Origin of the sequence: Nocardiopsis alkaliphila YIM 80379 (genome assembly GCF_000341005.1) — a bacterium.
Lineage (GTDB): Bacteria > Actinomycetota > Actinomycetes > Streptosporangiales > Streptosporangiaceae > Nocardiopsis > Nocardiopsis alkaliphila.
Genome location: NZ_ANBD01000124.1, coordinates 18,630 through 40,162 on the forward strand (window position 1 = coordinate 18,630; position 21,533 = coordinate 40,162).

General features: G+C 67.2%; 20 protein-coding genes. 11 read left to right on the forward strand and 9 right to left on the reverse strand.

Annotated elements, in window-relative coordinates:
* Positions 1 to 133: 133 nt before the first annotated feature.
* Entirely contained in the window at positions 134 to 1,849 is a 1,716-nt protein-coding gene (locus D472_RS0117385) for an AMP-binding protein (RefSeq protein ID WP_026117808.1), read from the reverse strand.
* A gap of 211 nt (positions 1,850 to 2,060) precedes the next feature.
* On the opposite strand from D472_RS0117385, the gene D472_RS0117390 reads away from it, so the two are divergent.
* The 3 genes from D472_RS0117390 to D472_RS0117400 are packed head-to-tail and all read left to right on the forward strand — an operon-like array spanning position 2,061 to position 4,153.
* The gene (locus D472_RS0117390; RefSeq protein ID WP_017605748.1) at positions 2,061 to 2,930 is read left to right on the forward strand and encodes a DUF4429 domain-containing protein; all 870 of its coding nucleotides are present in this window, start codon (positions 2,061 to 2,063) and stop codon (positions 2,928 to 2,930) included.
* A 44-nt stretch (positions 2,931 to 2,974) separates the two neighbouring features.
* Entirely contained in the window at positions 2,975 to 3,931 is a 957-nt protein-coding gene (gene pip, locus D472_RS0117395) for a prolyl aminopeptidase (protein ID WP_017605749.1), read from the forward strand.
* A 30-nt stretch (positions 3,932 to 3,961) separates the two neighbouring features.
* Positions 3,962 to 4,153, forward strand: a complete 192-nt coding sequence (locus tag D472_RS0117400; RefSeq protein WP_026117809.1) for a ferredoxin — start codon at positions 3,962 to 3,964, stop codon at positions 4,151 to 4,153.
* On the opposite strand, the gene D472_RS0117405 is transcribed toward D472_RS0117400, so the two are convergent.
* Both D472_RS0117405 and D472_RS0117410 read right to left on the reverse strand, forming a co-directional pair.
* Positions 4,137 to 5,402 carry an NAD(P)/FAD-dependent oxidoreductase gene (locus D472_RS0117405; protein ID WP_017605751.1) on the reverse strand — a complete coding sequence of 422 codons (1,266 nt, stop codon included), beginning with the start codon at positions 5,400 to 5,402 and terminating at the stop codon, positions 4,137 to 4,139. The two genes, D472_RS0117400 and D472_RS0117405, sit on opposite strands and share 17 nt — an antisense overlap.
* Positions 5,403 to 5,459: 57 nt before the next feature.
* Positions 5,460 to 6,422 (reverse strand): asparaginase, encoded by a 963-nt coding sequence (locus D472_RS0117410; protein ID WP_017605752.1) that lies wholly within the window; start codon positions 6,420 to 6,422, stop codon positions 5,460 to 5,462.
* Between the two features lie 262 nt (positions 6,423 to 6,684).
* Here D472_RS0117410 and D472_RS25835 point away from each other — a divergent pair, with 262 nt between their 5' ends.
* Complete coding sequence (locus D472_RS25835; RefSeq protein ID WP_051046020.1) at positions 6,685 to 7,689, forward strand: 3'-5' exonuclease; 1,005 nt, start codon at positions 6,685 to 6,687, stop codon at positions 7,687 to 7,689.
* A 44-nt stretch (positions 7,690 to 7,733) separates the two neighbouring features.
* Here D472_RS25835 and D472_RS0117420 read toward each other — a convergent pair whose 3' ends face one another.
* From D472_RS0117420 to D472_RS0117430, 3 genes are all read right to left on the reverse strand, one after another.
* On the reverse strand, positions 7,734 to 7,988 hold the full coding sequence (locus D472_RS0117420) for a hypothetical protein (protein WP_017605754.1): 255 nt from the start codon (positions 7,986 to 7,988) through the stop codon (positions 7,734 to 7,736).
* A 160-nt stretch (positions 7,989 to 8,148) separates the two neighbouring features.
* Entirely contained in the window at positions 8,149 to 8,808 is a 660-nt protein-coding gene (locus D472_RS0117425; RefSeq protein ID WP_017605755.1) for a TetR/AcrR family transcriptional regulator, read from the reverse strand.
* 68 nt (positions 8,809 to 8,876) lie between these two features.
* On the reverse strand, positions 8,877 to 9,557 hold the full coding sequence (locus tag D472_RS0117430) for a biliverdin-producing heme oxygenase (protein ID WP_026117810.1): 681 nt from the start codon (positions 9,555 to 9,557) through the stop codon (positions 8,877 to 8,879).
* Between the two features lie 442 nt (positions 9,558 to 9,999).
* Between D472_RS0117430 and D472_RS0117435 the strand changes: the two genes are divergently transcribed.
* Genes D472_RS0117435 through D472_RS0117455 form a run of 5 tightly spaced genes read left to right on the forward strand, consistent with a single transcriptional unit; the run spans position 10,000 to position 15,231 of the window.
* Positions 10,000 to 11,265 carry a PP2C family protein-serine/threonine phosphatase gene (locus D472_RS0117435; RefSeq protein WP_017605757.1) on the forward strand — a complete coding sequence of 422 codons (1,266 nt, stop codon included), beginning with the start codon at positions 10,000 to 10,002 and terminating at the stop codon, positions 11,263 to 11,265.
* A gap of 25 nt (positions 11,266 to 11,290) precedes the next feature.
* Positions 11,291 to 13,246: a sensor histidine kinase gene (locus tag D472_RS25840; RefSeq protein WP_017605758.1), complete on the forward strand. Its 1,956-nt coding sequence runs from the start codon at positions 11,291 to 11,293 to the stop codon at positions 13,244 to 13,246.
* Positions 13,247 to 13,270: 24 nt separating this feature from the next.
* Positions 13,271 to 13,705: a response regulator gene (locus tag D472_RS0117445; RefSeq protein ID WP_017589192.1), complete on the forward strand. Its 435-nt coding sequence runs from the start codon at positions 13,271 to 13,273 to the stop codon at positions 13,703 to 13,705.
* A gap of 52 nt (positions 13,706 to 13,757) precedes the next feature.
* The gene (locus D472_RS0117450; protein WP_017605759.1) at positions 13,758 to 14,285 is read left to right on the forward strand and encodes a low molecular weight protein-tyrosine-phosphatase; all 528 of its coding nucleotides are present in this window, start codon (positions 13,758 to 13,760) and stop codon (positions 14,283 to 14,285) included.
* Between the two features lie 4 nt (positions 14,286 to 14,289).
* Entirely contained in the window at positions 14,290 to 15,231 is a 942-nt protein-coding gene (locus tag D472_RS0117455) for a fructosamine kinase family protein (RefSeq protein WP_017605760.1), read from the forward strand.
* Between the two features lie 114 nt (positions 15,232 to 15,345).
* Here the strand turns inward: D472_RS0117455 and D472_RS0117460 are convergent, their stop codons facing one another.
* The 3 genes from D472_RS0117460 to D472_RS0117470 all read right to left on the reverse strand — a co-directional run bounded on the left by D472_RS0117460 (position 15,346) and on the right by D472_RS0117470 (position 18,698).
* Positions 15,346 to 16,311, reverse strand: coding sequence for a carbohydrate ABC transporter permease (locus tag D472_RS0117460; RefSeq protein ID WP_017605761.1), 966 nt, complete (start codon positions 16,309 to 16,311; stop codon positions 15,346 to 15,348).
* Entirely contained in the window at positions 16,308 to 17,285 is a 978-nt protein-coding gene (locus D472_RS0117465) for a carbohydrate ABC transporter permease (RefSeq protein WP_017605762.1), read from the reverse strand. Before D472_RS0117465 ends, D472_RS0117460 begins: the two co-directional genes overlap by 4 nt.
* A 69-nt stretch (positions 17,286 to 17,354) precedes the next feature.
* On the reverse strand, positions 17,355 to 18,698 hold the full coding sequence (locus D472_RS0117470; RefSeq protein ID WP_017605763.1) for an ABC transporter substrate-binding protein: 1,344 nt from the start codon (positions 18,696 to 18,698) through the stop codon (positions 17,355 to 17,357).
* Between the two features lie 232 nt (positions 18,699 to 18,930).
* On the opposite strand from D472_RS0117470, the gene D472_RS0117475 reads away from it, so the two are divergent.
* Positions 18,931 to 20,037 (forward strand): Gfo/Idh/MocA family oxidoreductase, encoded by a 1,107-nt coding sequence (locus D472_RS0117475; protein WP_017605764.1) that lies wholly within the window; start codon positions 18,931 to 18,933, stop codon positions 20,035 to 20,037.
* 125 nt (positions 20,038 to 20,162) lie between these two features.
* Positions 20,163 to 21,524 (forward strand): four-carbon acid sugar kinase family protein, encoded by a 1,362-nt coding sequence (locus D472_RS0117480; RefSeq protein ID WP_017605765.1) that lies wholly within the window; start codon positions 20,163 to 20,165, stop codon positions 21,522 to 21,524.
* The last annotated feature ends 9 nt before the right edge of the window (positions 21,525 to 21,533 follow it).

The window sequence follows — 21,533 nt, forward strand, 5'->3', positions numbered from 1 at the left end:
ACGGTCACGTGAGTGATTCCACCGGTTCACGGGGATGGGAAAGGCCACATTCGCTATTGCCGTGAACGATGTCTCATTATTCGAGACGAAAAGGCTCAGGCTGCCATTCCCGATCTGTTCGGGTGAGGAGGGATCATTCCTTCAACCCGGGGAGGTCCTCCTCCCAGAACTCGCGCGGGTTGCGCGTGCCGTCGGTGACCGTGCCGCGTTCGGCCTCGGCCTGTCGCAGCTGCACACGTCGGATCTTACCCGAGGTGGTCTTGGGTAGGTCGCCGAACTCCAGACGGCGAACCCTCTTGTAGGGGGACAGTCGTTCGCGCGCGTACCGAAGGATCTCCTGGGCGCTCTCGGCGTCGGGGGTCGTTCCTTCGGTCGGGGTCACGTACGCCTTGACGACCGACAACCGCAGTGGGTCGGGGGAGGGCACCACCGCCGCCTCGGCCACGTATTCGTGTTCTACCAGAACATTTTCCAGTTCGAATGGTGAGATGCGGTAATCAGAGGCCTTGAACACATCATCGATTCGGCCGATATAGGTAATGTGGCCGTGCGAATCGCGTGTGGCGATGTCCCCGGTGCGGTACAGGCCTCCGCGCCCCATCTCCCGGGTGCGCTCGGGCTCGTCCGGATAACCGCTCATAGTGCCGACGGGGTCGTTGGTCAGATCCACGCAGATCTGCCCGGATTCGGCGGGTTCATCGGTGGCCGGATCGGCTATCACGATGTCGTAGCCGGGCAGTGGTCGCCCCATGGAACCGATGGCCACCGGTTGACCGGGACCGTTGCCGATGAGCATGGTGGTCTCGGTCTGCCCGAACCCGTCGCGCACGGTGAGTCCCCACGCCTGTTGGATACGACGGACCACCTCGGGATTGAGCGGTTCGCCCGTGGCGACGGCCTCACGCAGCCCGACCTTCCAGGCCCCCGGGTCGACCTGGAGGATCATCCGCCACGCCGTGGGCGGAGCGCACAGGGTGTCCACCCCGCAGCGCACCACGGCGTCCAGGAACGTGACGGGATCGAAACGATCCTGCTTCACCACCAGGACGGTCGCCTCTGCGTTCCAGGGGGCGAAGACACTACCGAAGGCGTGTTTGGCCCATCCGGGCGTAGAGATGTTGAGGTGCACGTCGCCGGGCTGGAGCCCCAACCAGTACATGGTGGACAGGTGTCCGACCGGATAGGAACTCTGCGTGTGGGTGACCAGTTTGGGGCGGGACGCCGTTCCGGACGTGAAGTACAGCAACAAGGGGTCATCGGACGAGGTCGGCCGGGGTTGGTGGAATTCCAGCCCGGCGTGTTCGGAGTCGGGGTAGCTGAGCCACCCGTCCATGTAGCCGACGCAGATCCGGGTCCAGTGGCCGCTCAGTGACTCGAAGCGCTCGGTCTCGGTCGGGGAACAGACCACATGCGAGATGTCCCCCCGATCCAGCCGGTCCACCAGGTCGCTTTCGGACAGGGTCGGTGACGTAGGACTGAGCACCAGACCCAGCTTGATCGCGGCGAGGGTGAGCTCCCACAGTTCGACCTGGTTGTCCAAGGCCACCATGATCCGGTCACCCGGCTGGGCCCCCTGGCCGAGCAGCCAGTTCGCTACCTGATCGGAACGTTCGGACAACTCTCGGTAGGTGTGCCGGGTCTGGGTGCCGTCCTTCTCCACCAGCCACAGAGCCGTACGGTCGGGACGAGTGGCCGCCACCTGGTCGAAGTGGTCGAGTGCCCAGTTGAAGTGCTCGGTCCGGGGCCAGGTGAATTCCCGGTGGGCGCTCTCCTGGTCCTCCCGGTGACGTAGGAGCAGGTCCCGCGCGGCGCGGAACTCCCGCGCCCCCTCGGACATCCCTTTAGCCATCGAAGACCTCCGGTTCGGGGTCGGTGCACCGGGCGCACCACCCACTGACGGCCACCGTCCTGGAACGGTGGGACGGGGCGTGCCTTTGTGGTTCTACCCGTTAGGGGTCCTCGTGACGCCTTGCTCGCATTCGTTCGTATTCGGAAGTTTCCGTCTAGAGGGGTCACTAAGGGGGTCGTGTCTTTCCCCATCCCCTCTAAGGTGGTGGACCATGGAGGAAGTACACGGACACCACGCGATCTGGCGGTTCGACGAGGAGACGTTGCGCATCGCCTTCGGGGCGGGACGCAAGGTGCCCCAGCTGTACAAGGCACTAGGCCACTGCGAATTGCCGTTGGCCGCGGTGAAGGACGTGGACTTCCACCCCGGTGATCGTAAACGCGGGTGGCGACTGCGACTCCACCTGATGGACGGAGCCGACCCCTATACCCGACTGGACGCCACCGGCAAGGCCTCCACCCCGCTTCTGCTCACCGGCCCGCACGATCGTGAGTTGGTCACCGAGTACTTCGCCGACCAGCTGACCGCATCCTCCCGCTACGCTCGCCAGACCCTCGATGGCCCCCTCGACCCGACCGAGGTCGCCCGAGGCCTGGTGGCCCGTCCGCCCCTGCAGGTGCGCACCGCCGAAGGATCGGCCTCCTTCGACGGCGACCGGGTGCGCCTTCAGTGGGATGGCTGGTTGGCGAGCACCCCCAAGGAACGGGAACAGGCCCGCGAATACCGGCTCTCCGACATCGAGGGCCTTTCCTGGGTCCCCCAGGTCGACTTCGACGAAGGGCACCTGCGAGTGGTCCTGAGCGGAGTGAGCCTCCCCGAGGCCACAGACTTGGAGAACGACTTCTTCACGCTGGTCTCCCACGGCCTCAAAGGCAGCGACGAGACCCTTTTGATGGCCGCCACCGTCAACAGCCACATCGCCCGGGAACAGGCACCCCCCGAATTGGAGGCCGTCACCCCGGTCGATGGTGATGAAGCGGTCTTCGCGAAGATCCGCGAACTCGGACGCCTGCACGCCGAAGGGCTGCTGACCGAGGACGAGTTCAGCACGAAGAAGGCGGAGCTCTTGGACCGGCTCTGATCCCGGACCGACCGGAGCCCGTCACAGTCACGAAAGGCCACACCTTGCGCACTCTGTACCCACCCATCGAGCCCTATGACTCGGGGATGCTCGATACCGGTGACGGGCACCGCGTCTACTGGGAGCTGTGCGGAAACCCCACCGGCAAGCCCGTGGTGTTCCTGCACGGGGGCCCGGGCGGGGGTTGCGCCCCGAACCATCGCAGGCTCTTCGACCCGGACAAGTACCGCATCCTGCTGTTCGACCAGCGCAACTGCGGCCGTTCCACCCCGCACGCGAGTCGGATGGACGTGGACCTGGCCACCAACACCACCTGGACGTTGGTCGAGGACATCGAGCGTTTGCGCGAGATGGTCGGCGTGGACGCGTGGCAGGTCTTCGGTGGGTCCTGGGGCAGCTGCTTGGCCCTGGCCTACGCCCAGAAGCACCCCGAACGCGTCACCGAGTTGATCCTGCGTGGTGTCTTCACGCTGCGGGAGGGGGAACTGCGCTGGTTCTACCAGGACGGCGCCTCCAACCTGTTCCCGGACCTGTGGGAGTCCTACCTGGCCCCCATCCCCGAAGAGGAGCGGGACGACCTCATCGCCGCCTACGCACGCCGTCTGGCCTCCCCGGACCGGAAGGTGCGCTTGGAGGCCGCCCGAGCGTGGAGCGTGTGGGAGGGCTCCACCATCACCCTGCTTCCCAGCCCGACGCTACGCGAGAACTACGCCGACGAGGACTACGCGCTGGCCTTCGCTCGGATCGAGAACCACTACTTCCACAACAGGGGGTTCCTCACCCCCGATCAGCTCATCGAGGGCGCCGAACGGATCCGCCACATCCCCGGGGTGATCGTCCAAGGCCGCTACGACGTGTGCACCCCGGTGCGCACCGCCTACGACCTGCACCGAGCCTGGCCGGAGGCGGACTTGCACATCGTCGACGACGCCGGGCACGCTTTCAGCGAACCGGGCATCCTCGACCGGCTCATCGAGGCCACCGACCGTTTCGCCGAGTAGTGCACACCCCCAGGACGAGAGAAGGTGGTCATGCGAGTCGAAGTCGACTACGACCAGTGTGAGAGCAACGCCCTGTGCATGGGGGCGGCCCCCGAGGTGTTCGAGGTCAGGGACGACGACTACCTGTACCTGCTCACCGAGGAGCCCGCCGAGAACCTCCACGACAAGGTCCGCCAGGCCGAGCGGCTGTGCCCCAAGCGGGCCATCACACTGCGGGGCTGACGCCCGCGGCGACCAAGGCCTCGTCCCACGTGGTGGGCTTTTCCAGCAGGCTCCGGTAACGCATGGTGCGCGGGGTGGAGCGCAGGCCCAACACCCCGGTGAGCATCCCCCCGCGCCCCAGGAAGGCCACGAACTTCCGGTCCTTTGGCGACCCGTGCACGAAGGTGACCCGATCCGCCGGGGCGCCCTGCCCCAAGAGTTGGATCTTCTTCTTGTACTGGTCGGACCAGAAATAGGGCACCGGGGTGAAGGGCGTTTTTCCCGAACCGGCGAGCAGGTTGTGGGCGGCCGCCGCCCCCTGTTCGCTCGCGTTGGTCCAGTGCTCCAGTCGGATCCTGCCGCCGTAGCGGGGGTGCGGCCAGTTCGCCAGGTCTCCGACGGCGTAGACGTTCGGCAGGGAGGTCTTCGAGTACCGGTCGCACAGTACCGCCCCCTCTCTCGACAACTCCACGCCCGAGCCGCGCAGCCACTCGGTGTTCAGGTGCACACCGATCCCGGCGACCACCAACGAGGATTCGACCGTGGAACCGTCCGACAAGTGGACCCGCTCCACCCGGCCCGCGCCCTCGACTCCGGTCACGGCCACTCCCAGGCGCACGTCCACACCGTTGTCCCGGTGCATCTGTGTGAGGACGTCGCCGATCACCGGGGCGACCACTCGGGTCAGAGGGGTCGGTGCCGCCTCGACGAGGGTCACCTCCATGCCGATGGCACGGGCGCTCGCGGTCACCTCGGCACCGACGAACCCGGCCCCGACCACCACCAGGTGTCCGGCGGAGTCGAAGGCCGAACGCACCGTTTCGGCGTCCTCCAGCGTGCGCAGGACGTGTACCCCGGCCAGGTCCGTGGGAAGGCGTCCGGCCCGCGCCCCGGTGGCCACGATCAGCCCGTCATAGCGCAAAGGGGTGGTGCCCTCGGGGCCGTCCACCCGTACTTCGCGGGCCACCGGATCCAGCCCCACGGCCCGCTCACCGAGTCGCCAGTCCAGATCCAGTTCATCGAGCACCGAGTCCTCGCGCAGGCTGAGCGCCCGGTGCCCGACCAGCCACCCCGGCCCGCCTATGGCCGGATCCATCCCGACCCCGGTCAAGACCTCCTTGGACAGCGGCGGGCGCGAATAGGGTCGGTGCGCTTCTTCGCCCACCAGGGTCAAACGGCCCTCGAAGCCTCGTTCACGTAGGGCCTCGGCCGCGTGCAGGCCGGCCATCCCGGCCCCGGCGATGACGATTCGTTCCAGGGTGTCGGACACCGCGCACTTCCCCTTCCACGTCGTTGGTGTCGGTCCGTCCATGGGGGACGGGGCTCGCTACAGGGCCTGCACCCGGCCCACGACTCGTCCACCACCGTGGACGTCGGTGGTGAGGTGGTCGGCGATGGGGTCCACGTCCACGCCCAAGGCCTTCAGGGCGGTGACGCCGACCAGCGTACGCGACCGCTGTTCGGCGTCACCGTCGCTGATCTTGACGGCGACCGTCTCACCGCCGGGGGCGCTCAGCACGAGTACCCCGTCGGCACCGACCTTGGAGACCAGTCCGGGCATACGACGCATCAGTTCGGTGTCGATCCGGTCGGTACCCGAGACGTACTCGGGGTGGGCGCTCATCGCTTCCGGTACGGAGCGTTCGAGGCCGCCCTCCGGGGACATGCGCATACTCTGCACTCCCCGGGCCAGCCCCACGAGCGAGATGGCGAGTTGGGGCGCTCCGCAACCGTCGACGGCGGTGTGCGCCACCCGTTCCGCGCACATGTCTTCGATCGCTTCGTGGACCGACAGTTGGAAGGGGTGTTCGGGGTCCAGGTAGCCGTCGGTGTCCCAGCCCTGGGCGACACAGGCGGCGAGCATTCCCGCGTGCTTGCCCGAACAGTTCATGTACAGACGAGAGGGGGAGCGGCCCTCGGCGTGGAAGGTCCTGCGGGCCTCCCCAGGGCCAGGGATGTCCTCTGGGCAACCGAGGACGTCGGCGTCGAGCCCGACCGAGGCCAGGATGCGTTCGACCTCGGCCACATGGAAGTCCTCCCCGCCGTGGCTGCCCGCGGCGATCGCCAGGGCCGGTCCCCGAAGGTCCGCGCCGGCCCGCAGCATGGCCAGCGCCTGGAAGGGTTTGGCGGCCGAGCGGGGGAACATGGGGTCGTGCACGGGACCGCGCGCGTAGGAGATCTCTCCTTCGGGGGACAGCCCCACGACCGTGCCGTAGTGGACGCTCTCGCGCATTCCGGAACGGATGACCTCCGCCAGGGGGACGTAACCGGGAAGCGGGGGGTGGGCCATGTCGGGGATCTCCTCGCCTTGTGGGCCGAACGTGGGGTGTCCGGACGGGGTCCGGAGATGACCGGGCCCCGATCGATACCGGGCACGCGTAGAAACGTACACAATTACGCTCTTCTTCCCTAGGGTCGGTCACCTCTTCATGGTTTCGTGGGGCCGTCCGAGGGGCCGGTCCGGGACCAATGCTGTCGGACCTGGGCAGTAAGGTCGTTGCCGGTGGTGAGACCGCCGGGACGGTGTGCGATACGAGGAGTTGGGACAGACGATGGGAACGCTGCGGACGGGCGCGCTGACCCGCAGAAGGGTCGGAACGCGGGCGGCGGACCTGGAGTACGCGGTCCTGGACGTGGAGACGACCGGCCTCGATCCGAAGGAGGGCGCTCGCCTGGTGGAGGTCGCCGTGGTTCGGGTACGCGGTGATGGCCGCGTCATCGAGGAGTTCAGCACCCTGGTGGATCCTCGGGCGCCAATGGGCGGCCAGGAGTTCCACGGAATCGGTGAGGGGGACGTGATCGGTGCCCCTCGTGTCGCGCGGCTCGTTCCTCGGATCGCCCGGTTGTTCTCGGGGGCGGTGGTGGTCGGTCACAACCTGGACTTCGAAGAGCGCTTCCTCGCCGCGGAGTTGGTGCCCTCGGGGTTGCCGGCGGGGCAGGCGGGTCTGTGCACGCTGCGGGCCCTGCGTTCCCAGCTGGACCTGACGCATTACTCCTTGCCGCGCGCCTCGCACCTGCTCAGCGGTGACTGGCCTACCGGGCAGCACACCGCATTGGGGGACGCACGAGCCTGCGCCCGGCTTTTGGTGGAGATGATCGCCAACGCTCCGGGTGAATTGCACTACGTGGGACCTTCCCCACGCTTCCTACAAGGGAAGGTGCCCGAGGAGGAGCCGGTGCGGTTCAAATCGCGCACGACCCCGAGCGCTGAGGAGTGGTCGCCGTTGAGGGACTGGTCGGCCCGGTGGCGCTCCCATGAACTCGATCCGCTGTTGTGCGGTGGGGCCTTCCGAGGGAGCGAACGCGCCCGGGCCGAGGCCACCGCCCGGCGGGACGCACGTGCGCGTGAGCGGCTGGCTCGGGCCGCGGTGGCCACGGGCGGGATCGCGGCCACGCTCGCCGGTGGACTGCTGCTACGTATGGCCGGCGCCCGAAGAGCCGTCCGCCGCTCGGGCGCGCTCGGAGCGGGTCGGCGCCGACACCGCGCGAGACGAGGTGGGCCGCGAGCATCCGACTGGCCCGCGCTTACTCACGAAACGGGCCTACCCGGTCGTTGAACGAACTTCGGGCGCAGGACACCGGTGGCCCCTACGAGCACGGTTCACAGTCCTGACAGGGCCAGGAAGAACGCGATGATCAGCGCGCTGCCGCCGATGGCGGTGAACACCGCGCGCCCCTGTTCGGTGAGTCGGGCGTCGACCAGACGTAGCCGTGGTGGGGTCGCGGCGCGCTGGGCGGTGGCGACCCCACCACCGGTCCGGGGAGCGGGCGCGCGCCCGGGAACGAACTGGGGCACTTTGTTGAACATGGCGAGGGACACCAGGGCGGCGCCGAAGACGATCAGTACGAGGGACACGTCGGAGAGGGCCTCACGGGGTTTCGAGGGTGGACGGGTGGGTGGCCCGGGCGGGGGCGGGCTGAACCGACTCGTTCCCCGTGAGTCTCACGTTCATGCGGTTTCACAGTGGCCACCCCTGGCCACCCGTGGTTACGTCATGCCCCTTATCGCATAATGCTTATATGCCATCACCCAAGGTGATGGTCGGGGGTGTGTCGAGGAGGATCGTGTCGATGGTTTCGGTCTCCACCCCGAGTGCGCGAAGGACGAACCGGGTCACCAAGGCGTGGGTATCGGCGAGGTCGGCCTCACCACTGACCATGGGTAGCCGTTGGGAGCCCACCATGGACAAGGTGAGCCCGGCGACACGTTCGCAGGGGAGGCGGTCGAACTCACCGGACAGGACGCCCTCCTCCAAGACCTCGGTGAGCAGGCGCTGCATCGGGGCCACGTGCGCGGCCAGGGCGTGGTAGGCGTCCGGGCCGAGGCTGGCCCCCAGTTCGGCGGCGGGCGGGTGCGGATGGGCGAGGAGCCCCTCCAACTGGAGGCGTAGGAAGGCCGACAGGCGTCGCGCGGCGGACACCCCCGAAGGAAGCTCGCTTCTGTACCGTTCCACGAACGCGGCGTTGACCTGCTCGGTGAATGCCAAGAGCAGGGCCGACTTGTCCGGAAAGTAGTTGTACAGCGCGGTGCGGGTGATGCCCGCGGTGCCGGCCACGTCGGTCATGGAGACACGGTCGATCCCCTGGGACCTGGTCAGCTCGTCGACGGCCGCCAGAATGCGCTCCCGTGTGCGGGCACGGTGAGCGGCGATGGTGGGAGCCGTGATCTTGGGCATGGTTCCTATGGTGGCATGCTCGAGGAGCCCCGGTCGGCTCCACCGATGGGAGGTGGTGATTCGCCGCCTCAGCAGTGGTGGCGGCCCAGGTCGGCCAGCACCTCGGTGTTGAGTTGGTAGGCCAAACGGGCCTCCTGGATCAGGAGGTCGGCGGTGTCTTCGTTCAAGGGCAGTGAGTTCAAACGCTCCCGATATCCGGCGCGGAACCGGGGCAGGCTGCCCAAGGACCCGAAGTCGTAGAAGTCGGCCCCGGCCCCGTTGGTGAAACCGTAGGTCTTGATGGCGACGCGGCGGATGAACTGGCCGCCGGAGACGTCGCCCATGTAACGGGTGTAGTGGTGTGCCACGAACCCTTCAGGGTGGTCGGCCATCTGCTCGATACGGGCTACGTAGGTGCGGGTGGCGGGGCTCGGCGCGACCTGCTCCGACCAGTCGGGGCCGAGCAGGTGCTCCAGGTCCGCCTCCAGGGCGGGGACACGCTCCAGTTCGGGATGGTGGAAACGGCCGGCGATGGGGTCGTGGGCCAAGACGCGGCCCACCCGTTCCAGGGCGACATAGGCGAAGTGGTGCTGGGCGACCATCGCGGTGTACCCGTCGAGGGAGAGTTCGCCTTCCAGCAGGGCCTTGGTGAAACCGTGGTGCTCGGCGGCCGCGTGATGGTTCCAGGTGGCGGTCTTGAGACGCTCGGAGAAGGCCTCGGGGACGTCCAGGGTGGGGGGCGGTGTCGGCATCGGAGACCTCGCGCTCATCGGCGCTCTCCATCCCTTGCTTCGGAGTTTTGACGACATGATGTCATTTCGATACGCGTCCCTGTCAAGCACGTATACGACGCCCTGTCAGGAAAGTCGAGGCGAAGGTCCCAGGTAGTGTCTTCCGTCGCATAAAGTGCGTCCTCCGTGCGTGCACGAGCACGTTCCGAGCCCGTGCCTGAGGAGCGAAAGACCCCACAAGGGCGTGCTCCACCGCCTGCCGGGGTCCGTTCCGGCCCCCGGTTCCCCATCGCGACGTTGGATGTGTCTCGTCGCATCCGCTGGTCAACTGGTCGGTGAGGCGTTTATCGTTTGGATGTCGTGTGGTCCGAACCGCCGAGTAGGCCCGAGGTGTCCTCGGGCCCTGTGGCATGGCGACGCGCCCCACGGGCCACGAACCTTGAGGCGATGAGTGGATACCAGGAGAACAGAGCACGATCCCGTGAAGGCGATCGGTGATGGAGCGGCTCCAGAAGCCGAAGGCGCTACCGTGAACGGCAGCGTCTCCCTGGGTGACGACACCATTTTGGACGAGCGGGTGGAGGCTACCGTCGAATCGGTTGACGTCCTGCTGATCGAAGACGACCCCGGCGACGCCTTTCTCGCCGAGGAGCTTCTCGCGGACACACCACTGGCCACACGTATCACCTGGGTCACCACCCTCAAGGCCGCTCGCGAACACCTCACGGACTTTCGCGGCTGTGTTCTGCTGGACCTCAACATTCCTGACGGGCAAGGACTCGGGCTGTTGCGTGAGGTCTTGGAGAGCGCACCCCAGGCCGCCGTCGTGGTCTTCACCGGCTTGGACGACGAACACGAGGGCATCGCCGCGGTCGCCGCCGGTGCCCAGGACTACCTGGTCAAGGGGCAGGTCGATGGTTCTCTCCTCGCCCGTAGCCTGCGTTACTCCCTCGAACGGCGTCGAGCCGACGAGAACGCCCGCCAACTGCGCGAGGCACGCATGCGTGCCCGCGAGAACATGCGGCTGGAACGCGGTCTGTTGCCCCAGGTCCTGCTCGAACGCTCACCCCTGAACCACCGCGCCTACTACCGGCCCGGACGCAAACGTGCCCTGGTCGGGGGTGACTTCTACGACGCCGTCGAAAAGGACGGCACCACCCACGTCATCATCGGTGACGTCAGTGGACACGGCCCCGACGAGGCCGCTCTCGGCGTCAGCCTGCGCATCGGTTGGCGGGCCCTCGTCATGAGCGGGGTGCCCGAGGAACGCATTCTGCCCAACCTCGAGGAACTCCTGGCCAGTGAGCGCGCGAAGGAGGAGATGTACGCGACGCTGTGCATGGCCAGCCTCGACACCGGCAGCGAGCGAGCCCGAATCCGCTGCCTCGGCCACCCCCCGCCGATGCTCATCACCGGCGGTGCCGCCCAGGAGATCNAGATCCAGGCCGTGCCCCAACCGCCTCTGGGCGTGTTCCCGGTCGACCAAGAGGAGTTCACCGAGATGGTCCTGCCTCGCGGCACCGGACTGCTCTTCTACACCGACGGTCTGGTCGATGCCTACGACGGTGCTCCGCCCGCGCGCCTGGAGGTCGCAGGCCTACGCCGCGTGGTCAACGGGGTACTCGACCAGGGGGTCGCCCTGAACGACCTGCCCGAGCACCTGGTGGACGAGGCGGAGCGCAGCAACGGAGGGCCGCTCCAGGACGACGTGGCGATGTTGCTCATCACCCACGGAGAGCCGGAGTGAACCTCCGGGGGAGGAAGACCGCGGCATGAACACCGAGCCCGAGCCCGAATCAGACCTCGAACACCAGGAGGCGGGGCCGGACCGGGGAGAGGACACCTTCGAGGACGGCCACGATTCCCTGGTCGTCGGTGGGCTCGACGACCAGGGACCGGAGACCGTTCGCAACTCTTGGAGCCTGCGTCGGAGGGTCACCAGCCTGCTGACCGTCGTCGCCGTCGTGCTGGTGGTGGCGGTGTCGGTGATCACCTTGGCCGCCTTCCAAGCCCGCGACTCCCTGGCCTTGCAGGTCGAATCGCTCACCCCTGGACTGAGTACCGTCGAGCAGGCCCGTTCGGCCTACCTCAGCCAGGACCACGCCCTGCGCGGCTACATCCTGACCGGGGATCGGGAGTTCCTCCAGCCCTACATCGAACAGCGCATGTCGCTGGCCGAGTACCGCAACGCGCTCACCATCCTGGCGGATGAGAACGAGGACGTCGCACCCAAGATCGAAGAGCTCATCGAGGCCGGCGACGTGTGGAGCAGGGACTTCGCCGAGCCGGTCTCGGAGAAGGTGCGCGAGGGCGAGCAACCCACCCAGGAGGACCTTCAACTCGGGCGCGTGCTCTTCCTGGAACTCAACCGGGCCGCGGACGACACCGCCAACCACCTGGAGAACGAGATCGCCGAGGCACAGAGCGGTCTCACCCTGGCCACCCAACAGGTCGTGGCGTTGCTCGTGCTCGTCGGTCTGGTCGTGGTGTTCCTATCGGTGTTCCTGTGGGTGATGCTCCAGCAGTGGGTGCTGCGACCCTTGGAGGAACTGGCCGGCCACATGAGACAGGTGTCCGAGGGCTACTACGCCCACCGGATCTCCCTGCACGGGCCACCCGAGATCGTCCGGCTCGGTCAGGACGTGGACGCCATGCGCGAACGCATCGTGCAAGACCTGGACGAAGTCGCCTCGGCTCGGCGCAAGCTTCAGGAACAGTCCACCCTCCTGGAACACCAGACCGAGGAACTGCGCCGATCCAACCTGGAGTTGGAGCAGTTCGCCTATGTGGCCTCACACGACCTCCAAGAGCCGCTGCGCAAGGTGGCCAGCTTCTGTCAGCTACTCCAGCGTCGTTATCACGGTCAGCTGGACGAACGCGCGGACTCCTACATCGACTTCGCGGTCGAGGGAGCCAAACGCATGCAGACCCTCATCAACGACCTGCTGGCCTTCTCCCGGGTGGGACGTACCAGGAACTTCGCGTCCGTGGACCTCAACGTGGCCTTGGGTGAGGCCCTGAACAGCCTGGAGACCCGTCTGGAGGAGGCGGGGGCCGTGGTCACCGGTGACGACCTGCCCACCATCCAAGGAGATCGCACCCTGCTCACCCAGGTCTTCTTCAACCTGGTCGGCAACGCGGTCAAGTTCCGTGGTGAGGACGCGCCCGAGGTGTACGTCAGTGTGGAACGCCAAGGCGACGAATGGGTGTTCGCCTGTACCGACAACGGCATCGGTATCGAGCCCCAGTACGCCGAACGCATCTTCGTCATCTTTCAGCGGCTGCACACCCGTGACAAGTACGGCGGCACCGGTATCGGCCTGGCCATGTGCAAGAAGATCATCGAGTTCCACGGTGGTCGAATGTGGCTGGACACGAGTTCGGTGAACGTGGAGCGGTCCGAGGGAGAAGGGTCCACTGACGAGGCCGACTCCGGACGGACCGGAACCCGCATATGCTGGACCCTGCCCGTCGACGTCGAAGCGGAGACGGCCGCGGCGACCGTCGAGGAGGAGACCGAAACGGCCGACGAGGTCGCTGACGACGTCGGGGGTGTCGAGGCCGCCGAATCCGCCCCCGCGGACGAGGCACCGACGACCACACGAGAGTCCGGCGTCACCGAGACGGAGACCGATCCCCCAAGCCATGAATCGCCGGGGAGAGGACCTTCGCCATCCGAGGACACCGGCGGTACGGCACCGCCCGGTCACGGGCCGGGGCCCGTATAGGGGTCTGGAAGCTTGAGCGAGGTCATGTTGGTGCATCCCATAGAGGTGCTGCTGGTCGAGGACGATCCCGGTGACGTTCTGATGACCAAGGAGGCGTTCGAGGAACACAAGCTGGGCAATCGCCTGCACGTGGTCTCGGACGGCGTCGAAGCGCTTCGTTTCCTACGCCGTGAGGGCGAGTTCGCGGATGCCCCGCGCCCCCACCTGATCCTCCTCGACCTCAACCTGCCGCGTAAGGACGGCAGGGAGGTCTTGGAGGAGGTCAAGAGCGATGACGACCTCGCCCACATTCCCGTGGTCGTGCTCACCACCTCGGAGGCGGAGGAGGACGTGCTGCGCAGCTACCGCCTGCACGCCAACGCCTACGTCCCCAAGCCGGTGGACTTCGAACAGTTCATCCGCGTGGTGCGGCAGATCGACGACTTCTTCGTCACCGTGGTGCGTCTTCCCAAAGGCTGAGCCACCGCGCCGAAACGGGTGGGTGCGGCGGTTTTTCGTTACGGTAAGGAGTATGAGCCTGCCGGAACCTCGTGACCCCGCCGGTCCCTACCGCGTCAGTCTGGTGTGCCTGGGAAACATCTGCCGCTCTCCGATGGCGGAGAAGGTGCTCGCCGCGGACCTCGAACGTGCCGGAATGAGCGACCTGGTCCAGGTCGACAGCTCCGGTACGGGCGACTGGCACGTCGGCGGCGAGATGGACCCTCGCGCCGCGTCCACCCTGCGCGTGCACGGATACCTGACCAGTCACACCGCCCGCCAGTTCGACCCCCAGGACCTGGCCGATCGGGACCTGATCCTGGTCATGGACCTGGACAACATGGACGTCCTGCGCCGCGTCATCGATGAACGGGGAGAAGAGTTCGGCTTCGACATGTCCCGGTTGCGTCTGTTCCGCTCCTTCGCGCCGGGCGGCGGACCCAACCCCGAGGTCCCCGACCCCTACTACGGGGGCGATGATGGGTTCACCGCCGTACTGAACATGGTCGAGGCCGCGTCCAAGGGGTTGACCGGCGAACTCGTCTCCCGGTTGCGGGGTTGATGGTGTGGACGGCGAGCCGATCGCGCCCTCCTCCGGACCGGACGGGACCCGGGATCCGGAGGGACCTCGACGTGACCCTTTGACCGGCACCCTCGCCGACCGTGTGTCCACTTTGTTGGGCCGGCCGGTACGGCGCGCGGCCCGTGCCGGGACCAGCCACGAATGGACCCTGTCCTACGCCGAACTCGAAGATGGGACCCGCCTGTTCGTCAAGTCCACGACACGGGGCTCGCCGGCCACGGGTGTGCTCACCGCGGAGGCCCGGGGCCTGGAGTGGTTGGGGCGCTGCTTCGGTTCGCCGGTGATCACTCCGCTGGCCTGGGACGATCATCTGCTCGTGTTGCCCTGGGTGGGGGAGGACGAGCCCTCCCCGGAGGCCGCCGAACGGCTCGGTCGACAACTCGCCGAAATGCACCTGACCGGTACGGACTCCTACGGCGCGGACTGGCCCGGTTACATCGGTCCTCTGCCGCTGGACAACACCTTGAGCACCGACTGGCCGACCTTCTACGCCGAACAACGTCTGCGTCCCTATCTGCGCCGTGCCCTGGATCAGGGCTCCCTCACCCCAGGGGACGCTCGTGAGGTGGAGCGGGTCATCGACTCGGTGCACGAACTGGCCGGTGAACCCGAGCCTCCCGCACGTGTGCACGGCGATCTGTGGAACGGCAACGTGCTCTGGCGTGAGCGCGACGCGGTGCTCATCGACCCCGCCGCGCACGGTGGTCACCGTGAGGCGGACCTGGCGATGCTGGCCCTGTTCGGTCTGCCCCACCTGGACCGGGTGCGCGACGCCTACAACGAGGTGGCGCCGCTGTCCGCGGGCTGGCGGGGGCGGGTGGCCCTGCACCAGCTGCACCCCCTGTTGGTACATCTGTGCCTGTTCGGTGCCGCCTACCGCACCACCACGCTGGAGGCCGCCCGTTCCGCTCGCCACGCCGGCTAGGGGTGTTCGGTTCAGTGCTTCGCCGGCTCGCTCGACTGAAGTACGACCGACCCCCAGGAGTCGTTCCCGAGGTTGGTGGACGACGGTGCGAGGAGAACGATCCAAAGACGGCCCCTACCCCTTCACGCTGCCGGCGAGCAATCCTCGGACGAAGTATCGCTGCAGCAGGAAGAACACGATCAGCGGAACCACCATGGACACGAACGCGCCCGCGGTGAGCCGGTGCCAGGCCTCTCCTCGTGTGCCGGCCAGTTCCGCCAGACGTACGGTCAGCGGGGCGGTGGAGGTGTCACCACCGGTGAAGATCAGCGCCACGAGCAGGTCGTTCCACACCCAGAGGAACTGGAATATGCCCAGGGAGACCAGGGCGGGAGCGATCAGCGGCAGCACGATCCGGGAGAAGATCGTGCCGTGCCCGGCGCCGTCGGCGCGTGCCGCCTCGAACAGCGATTTCGGCAACTGTGAGATGAAGTTGTGCAGGAGGAAGATACCCAGTGGCAACCCGAAGATGGTGTGTGCCACCCACACGTTGGTGAACGCCATCGCGCCGCCCAACTCCCAGGCCGGCAGCACCTGGACCCCGGCCACGGACACTCCTTGAGAGAAGAAGCGCAGCAGCGGCACCAACGACATCTGCAACGGAACGATCTGGAGCGCGAAGATGCCCAGGAACAGCCAGTCCCGCCCGCGGAAGTCGATCCAGGCCAGTGCGTAAGCGGCCAGCGCCGCCACCCCCAGCACGAACACCGTGGACGGCAGGGTGATCACGAACGAATTGACGAAGTAGGAGGCCAAGCGTCCGTCACTGGCGCTACCGAACAGCACGTCTCGGTAGTTGTCGAGGGTCACCTCGGGGTCGGCGAAGAACGTCCACCAACCGGTGGTGCGGATGTCCTCGGCCGGGCGGAACGAGGAGACGAACAACCCGGCGGTCGGTAGGGTCCACAGCGCGGCGATCACCAGGGCGGCCAGACTCGCGGCCCCGCCGCTCAATCGGCGACGCACACGGGCGGCGGCGCCACCGCGTACGTCCGGGATCGTTCGGGTGCCGGCCCCGGAGGCGGGCTTCGAGTGGCTCACAGAAGCTCCCTCGTCTTTCTCGAACGCCGGATCTGGATGATCACCAGCGGGATGACCAGAACGAACAGGAAGACGGCCAGGGCCGAGCCCTGTCCGACCTGGCCTTGTTGGAAAGCCTGGCTGTACATCTCATTGGCGATCACGCTGGTGCCGTAGTTACCGGCGGTCATGGTGCGGACGATGTCGAAGACCTTCAGGGTCTGCACCGTGATGGTGATGAGGACGACCAGCAGGGTGGGCCAGACCGAGGGCAGGGTGATGCGGAAGAACAGTTGCCAGGGGCCGGCCCCGTCGATGCGTGCGGCCTCGACGATCTCCGCCGGGATCGCCTTGATCGCTGCGGACATCACCACCATCGCGAACCCCGCCTGCACCCAGATCAACACCATGATCAGCAGGAAGGTGTTGACCGGTTGCATCAGCAGCCACAGACGTGGTTCACCGCCCAACCAGACCACGATCTGGTTGAACAGGCCGTACTGTTCCTGGTCGGCGGGGCGGTAGGCGAAGACGAACCGCCAAATGATGCCGGCGCCCACGAACGAGATCGCCATCGGCATGAACACCAACGACTTGGCGATGGACTCGAACCGGGAACGGTCGATGAGCACCGCGTACAGCAGTCCGATGGCGGTGGCCAGTACCGGAGCGAACAGTACCCACAGCAAGGTGTTGCGCAACACCAGGAGGATCTCGGGGCGCTGGAACATCCACGCGTAGTTGGCCAGGCCGACGAACTCGGTACCGGTGCGGTCGTACAGGGAGAGCATCGTGGTGCGCACGACGGGGTAGACCAGGCCGCCGACCAGAAGGATCAGGGCGGGGGCGAGGAAACAGAACGCCTGCCAACGGTCCCGTCTGGTACGGGGGAGGTCGATGACGACCAGCAACAGGCCGATGACCGCCAGGAACGCGGCGATCCCGATGAGCATCCACACGAGCTTGGGGAGCTCGGACAGGAGCGAGAACTCCATGGACAGGTTCCTTGGGGTGGATGGGCGGGTGCGGGTGGGCCACCCGCACCCGCCCGGATCTAGGGCCGGTTACCAGGCCGATTCGACGGTTTCGAGGACGTCCTCGGTGTCGGAACCGGTCACCCAGTCCACCATCGCGGTCCAAAAGACGTCGGTGCCGATGGAGGAGGGCATCGCGTCACTGGCGTCGAAGTGGAAGACGGTGTCGGGGTCGGCGAGCGTCTGGGCGGTGAACTGGTCGGTGGGGTCGGCCAGGAGGGAGTGGTCCAGGTCCTGGTGGGCCGAGACCCACGAACCGAGTGAGGCGCGCTGATTCGCGAACTCCACAGAGGACAGGTACTCGTGGACGGCCGTCACCTCGGGGCGGTCGTCGTAGGCCACGACGAACTCACCACCGCCCATGATGGGCACCTCACCGTCGGCCTCCAAAGCCGGCAACACGAAGCCGTAGACGTCGCCGTCCTCGCCGATCGTCACGTCCTCGTCGAACTGCGCGGCGTAGAAGGAACCCATGAGGTACATGGCGCAGCCGCCGTCGAGCAGGGGCAGCCCGGCCTCCTGGAAGGAGGTGACGGCGATGCTGTCCACACCACCGAAGGTGCCGTTGACGAAGTCCTCGTTGCGGACGATGCCGTCGGCCAGGTCGAAGGCCTCCACGACCTCGGGGGAATCGAAGGCGACGTCGTTGCTGATCCAGTCGTGGTAGACGTCGGTGCCCGAGGTGCGCAGCAGCGCGTTCTCGATCCAGTCGGTACCCGGCCATCCGGTGGCGTCGCCGGACTCGAAGCCCACACACCAGGGCTTGGTGCCGTCGGTGGCGATGTCCTCGCTGAGTTCGACCATTGCGTCCCAGGTCTGGGGGACCTCGTAGCCGTTGTCGGCGAAGAAGGTGGGGGAGTACCAGACCATCGACTTCATGTTGGCGCCCAACGGGGAGCCGTAGAGTTCGCCGTCCACGGTGGCGTAACCCTGCCAGTCCTGGCCCCAACCGGATTCGACGTTGGAACGGACACCGTCGGCGACGGGTACGGCGTGGCCGTCCTCCACCGATCGCTCCAAAAGACCGGGCTGGGGAATGAAGGCCAGGTCGGGGGCGTTGCCGCCGTCCAGCCGGATGGGCAGTTGGGCCTCGAACTCGCCGCTGCCCTCGTACTGGATGGTGATGTCGGTGCACGCGGCGAAATCGGACCAGGCCTCCTCCAGACGCTCGCCCTCTTCGTCACGGATCGAGGCGTAGATGGAGACGGTGCCGCCGGTGCCCTCCCACTGTTCGTAGGGGGAGCAATCGATGTCGGAGGTGTCCACGGAAGCGCTCTCGCCGCCGCTGAGGTAGTTGCAGCCGGAGACGAGCAGTACGAGACCGCCGGTGGCCGCGGCCAGGGAAAGGACGGGACGATAGCCGGATCTGGACAAGGGGACTCCTTCGGCAGGGCAGGGACACTCGCCGTCCGGCGCGTGTGGTCCAAGTCATGCGGACTTCGATGAAAGTCTGCTTTAGGCTCCCTGTCCAGGCTTAATGTAAAATTTTGCGTAACAATCTGAAATCTTGCGTTTTCCCCTTTTGTCCAGGTGTTGCTCTGGTTCCAAAGTCGAAGGACCGGCTTTGGCGTGCAGTCACGCCGGAGCCGAAAAGTACATTGGTGCCATGGTCGACGCACCCACCGGCCCCGGTCAGGGCACCACCGCACATGACGGACTCGAGTTGCACGTGGCCCTCATCGGCTATGGCAAGGGCGGCGAGGTCTTTCACGCCCCGCTCATCGACGCCGTCCCCGGTCTGCGATTGTCCGCCGTGGTCACCGGCTCGCCCGACCGACAGACGGCCGCGAGTCGGCGCTATCCCGGGATCACCGTGTACGCGTCCGTCGAGGAACTCTGGGCGGACGCCGGACGCTACGAGATCGCCGTCGTGAGCACTCCGAACCGGACGCACGTTCCCCTGGCCCGTGCGGCCCTGCGGGCAGGCCTTGCGGTGGTCGTGGACAAACCGTTCGCGCTCACCACATCGGAGGCCCGTGACCTCACCGCCTTGGCCGCAGACCTGGACCAGGTGCTCACCGTCTACCAGAACCGGCGCTGGGACGCCGACTTCCTCACCCTGTGGAGGCTCATCGAGGAAGGGACCTTGGGGCGGGTCCATCGCTTCGAGTCGCGCTTCGAACGGTGGCGGCCTCGGGCCAAGGCGAATTGGCGGGAGAGCGGCGACGTGGAGATCGGTGCGGGACTGCTGTACGACCTGGGCCCGCACCTGATCGACCAGGCGGTCAACCTGTTCGGTCCGGTGGCCTCGGTCTACGCGGAGGTGGACGCCCACCGGGAGGGAGTCCACGCCGACGACGACGTCTTCTTGGCCTTGGAGCATGCGCGCGGCACCCGCTCACACCTGTGGATGAGCGCGCTGAGCGCGCAGAACGGACCCCGGTTCCGGGTACTGGGCGACCGTGCCGCCTACACCAGCCAGGGCATGGACGGCCAAGAGGCCCGGTTGGTCGCGGGAGAGGGCCCCGCCACCCCGGACTGGGGTGTGGTCCCCGAAAGTGAGTGGGGGTCGCTCGGAATCGACGGCGAGCTGCGCTCGGTACCCAGTGAACGCGGCGCCTACCAGGAGTTCTACGCCGGGGTGCGGGACGCGGTGGGGGAGGGCGAGCCGCTGCCGGTGGACACGCACGAGGTGATCCACGGACTGGAGGTCATCGAGGCGGCCCGGCGCTCCGCCGCCACCCGAACCATCGTGGAACCGTCCCACGACTGACCAGCCCTCTCCAACGGTACGCACGTTGAAGGGGAGGCCGTGGGCAACGCTCCCACCGTCCTGGCTTGGCCCTATGTTGGAAGGAGGCTGGTCCAGGCTTTTCCACCCACCGAAGGAGACTCCCCGTGGCCCAGGTTCTCGTGGTCGCCGATGACCTCACCGGCGCCAACGCCACCGGCGCGAGGTTCGCCCGCACCGGGATGCGCGTGGCCACGGTGACGCCCGAGCACGTCAGCCGGGTCGCCGGGGACTACGACGTGGTCGTGGCCAACCTGGATAGCCGCCACGTCCCCGCCGAGCAGGCCGCCGACCTGGTCACCGACGTCATCGAAGCGGTGTGGCCGGTCGGGCTGGTGGTCAAACGCACCGACACCACCCTGCGCGGCAACGTGGGCGCCGAGGTGGAGGCCGCCTACGACGCGGTGCGTGAACGCGTGCCCACCGGTACCCGGGTACGTGTGCTGTTCACCCCCGCCTTCCCTGGTGCCGGACGCGTCACCGAGGGCGGGGCGCAACTCCTCAACGGGATTCCCCTAGAGCGTACCGACCTGGCACTGGATCCGCTCTCTCCGATGACCACCAGCGTGGTCGCCGAGATCCTGGGCGCGCAGAGCGACCTGGCGGTGCGCAACGTGCCCATGCGCCAGGTCACCCAGGAGATCCTCACCGCCGAACTCCTCGCCGGTGACGAACCCGTGGTCGTGTGCGACGCGGCCTCCGAGCAGCACCTGAACGACATCGCCGAGGCCGCGGCCAAGGCGCACCACTCGGATGGCACCGTGTGGGTGACCGTCGACCCGGGCCCCACCGGGGCGCTGTTGGCCTATGCCCTGCGTCTGCGCGGCCAAGCCGGTTCTCGTGGGCCCCTGCTGGCGGTGGCGGGCAGCACCACGGAACTCACCCACCGGCAACTGGCCACCGTGGCCCGCACCGGAGCCGTGCGCTTCGTCGACGTCGACGCCGTTTCGCTCAGCGACCCCGACAGTGACCACGCCGACGCGGTCGCCGAGGAACTCACCGAGCACCTGTCGTCCTCGGGCTTTCCCGAACTGTGCGTACTACGGATGGTCACCACTGCCGAGCGCGTCCGGGAACTTCCGCCCCAGGCCCGCGCCGAACTTCCCGGGCGCCTTGCGGGTCTGGTCGCCGAGGTGGTCAACGAACTCGCCGACACCGTGGGCCCTCATGCCCTGCCCAGCGGCCTCTACCTGACCGGTGGGGACTTGGTCGCCAGCGTGCTGGACGAGCTGGACGTACACACCTTCGAGGTCGGTGGCGAGGTCGTTCCCCTGGCGGTCCACGGTCACCTCGGAGGCGGTCCCCTCGACGGGACCCCGACCATCGCCAAGGGTGGGATGGTGGGTGATGACATCACCCTGGTGGAGTGTTTGGCCAAGCTCCGGCGGGCGGTCCAGGCCAGGCTCCACCAGGTCCACTCCGAGGTATCCGAACACGTGATCCCCGTCCTGACGCGCGACCCCTCCTAGCGGGCGGGG

Bases quoted from the DNA above. Each gene is read 5' to 3' on its own strand.
- D472_RS0117385 (WP_026117808.1), bottom strand. From the start codon at position 1,849: ATGGCTAAAGGGATGTCCGAGGGGGCGCGGGAGTTCCGCGCCGCGCGG.
- D472_RS0117390 (WP_017605748.1), top strand. From the start codon at position 2,061: ATGGAGGAAGTACACGGACACCACGCGATCTGGCGGTTCGACGAGGAG.
- D472_RS0117400 (WP_026117809.1), top strand. From the start codon at position 3,962: ATGCGAGTCGAAGTCGACTACGACCAGTGTGAGAGCAACGCCCTGTGC.
- D472_RS0117410 (WP_017605752.1), bottom strand. From the start codon at position 6,422: ATGGCCCACCCCCCGCTTCCCGGTTACGTCCCCCTGGCGGAGGTCATC.
- D472_RS25835 (WP_051046020.1), top strand. From the start codon at position 6,685: ATGGGAACGCTGCGGACGGGCGCGCTGACCCGCAGAAGGGTCGGAACG.
- D472_RS0117425 (WP_017605755.1), bottom strand. From the start codon at position 8,808: ATGCCCAAGATCACGGCTCCCACCATCGCCGCTCACCGTGCCCGCACA.
- D472_RS0117430 (WP_026117810.1), bottom strand. From the start codon at position 9,557: ATGAGCGCGAGGTCTCCGATGCCGACACCGCCCCCCACCCTGGACGTC.
- D472_RS25840 (WP_017605758.1), top strand. From the start codon at position 11,291: ATGAACACCGAGCCCGAGCCCGAATCAGACCTCGAACACCAGGAGGCG.
- D472_RS0117445 (WP_017589192.1), top strand. From the start codon at position 13,271: ATGTTGGTGCATCCCATAGAGGTGCTGCTGGTCGAGGACGATCCCGGT.
- D472_RS0117450 (WP_017605759.1), top strand. From the start codon at position 13,758: ATGAGCCTGCCGGAACCTCGTGACCCCGCCGGTCCCTACCGCGTCAGT.
- D472_RS0117465 (WP_017605762.1), bottom strand. From the start codon at position 17,285: ATGGAGTTCTCGCTCCTGTCCGAGCTCCCCAAGCTCGTGTGGATGCTC.
- D472_RS0117475 (WP_017605764.1), top strand. From the start codon at position 18,931: ATGGTCGACGCACCCACCGGCCCCGGTCAGGGCACCACCGCACATGAC.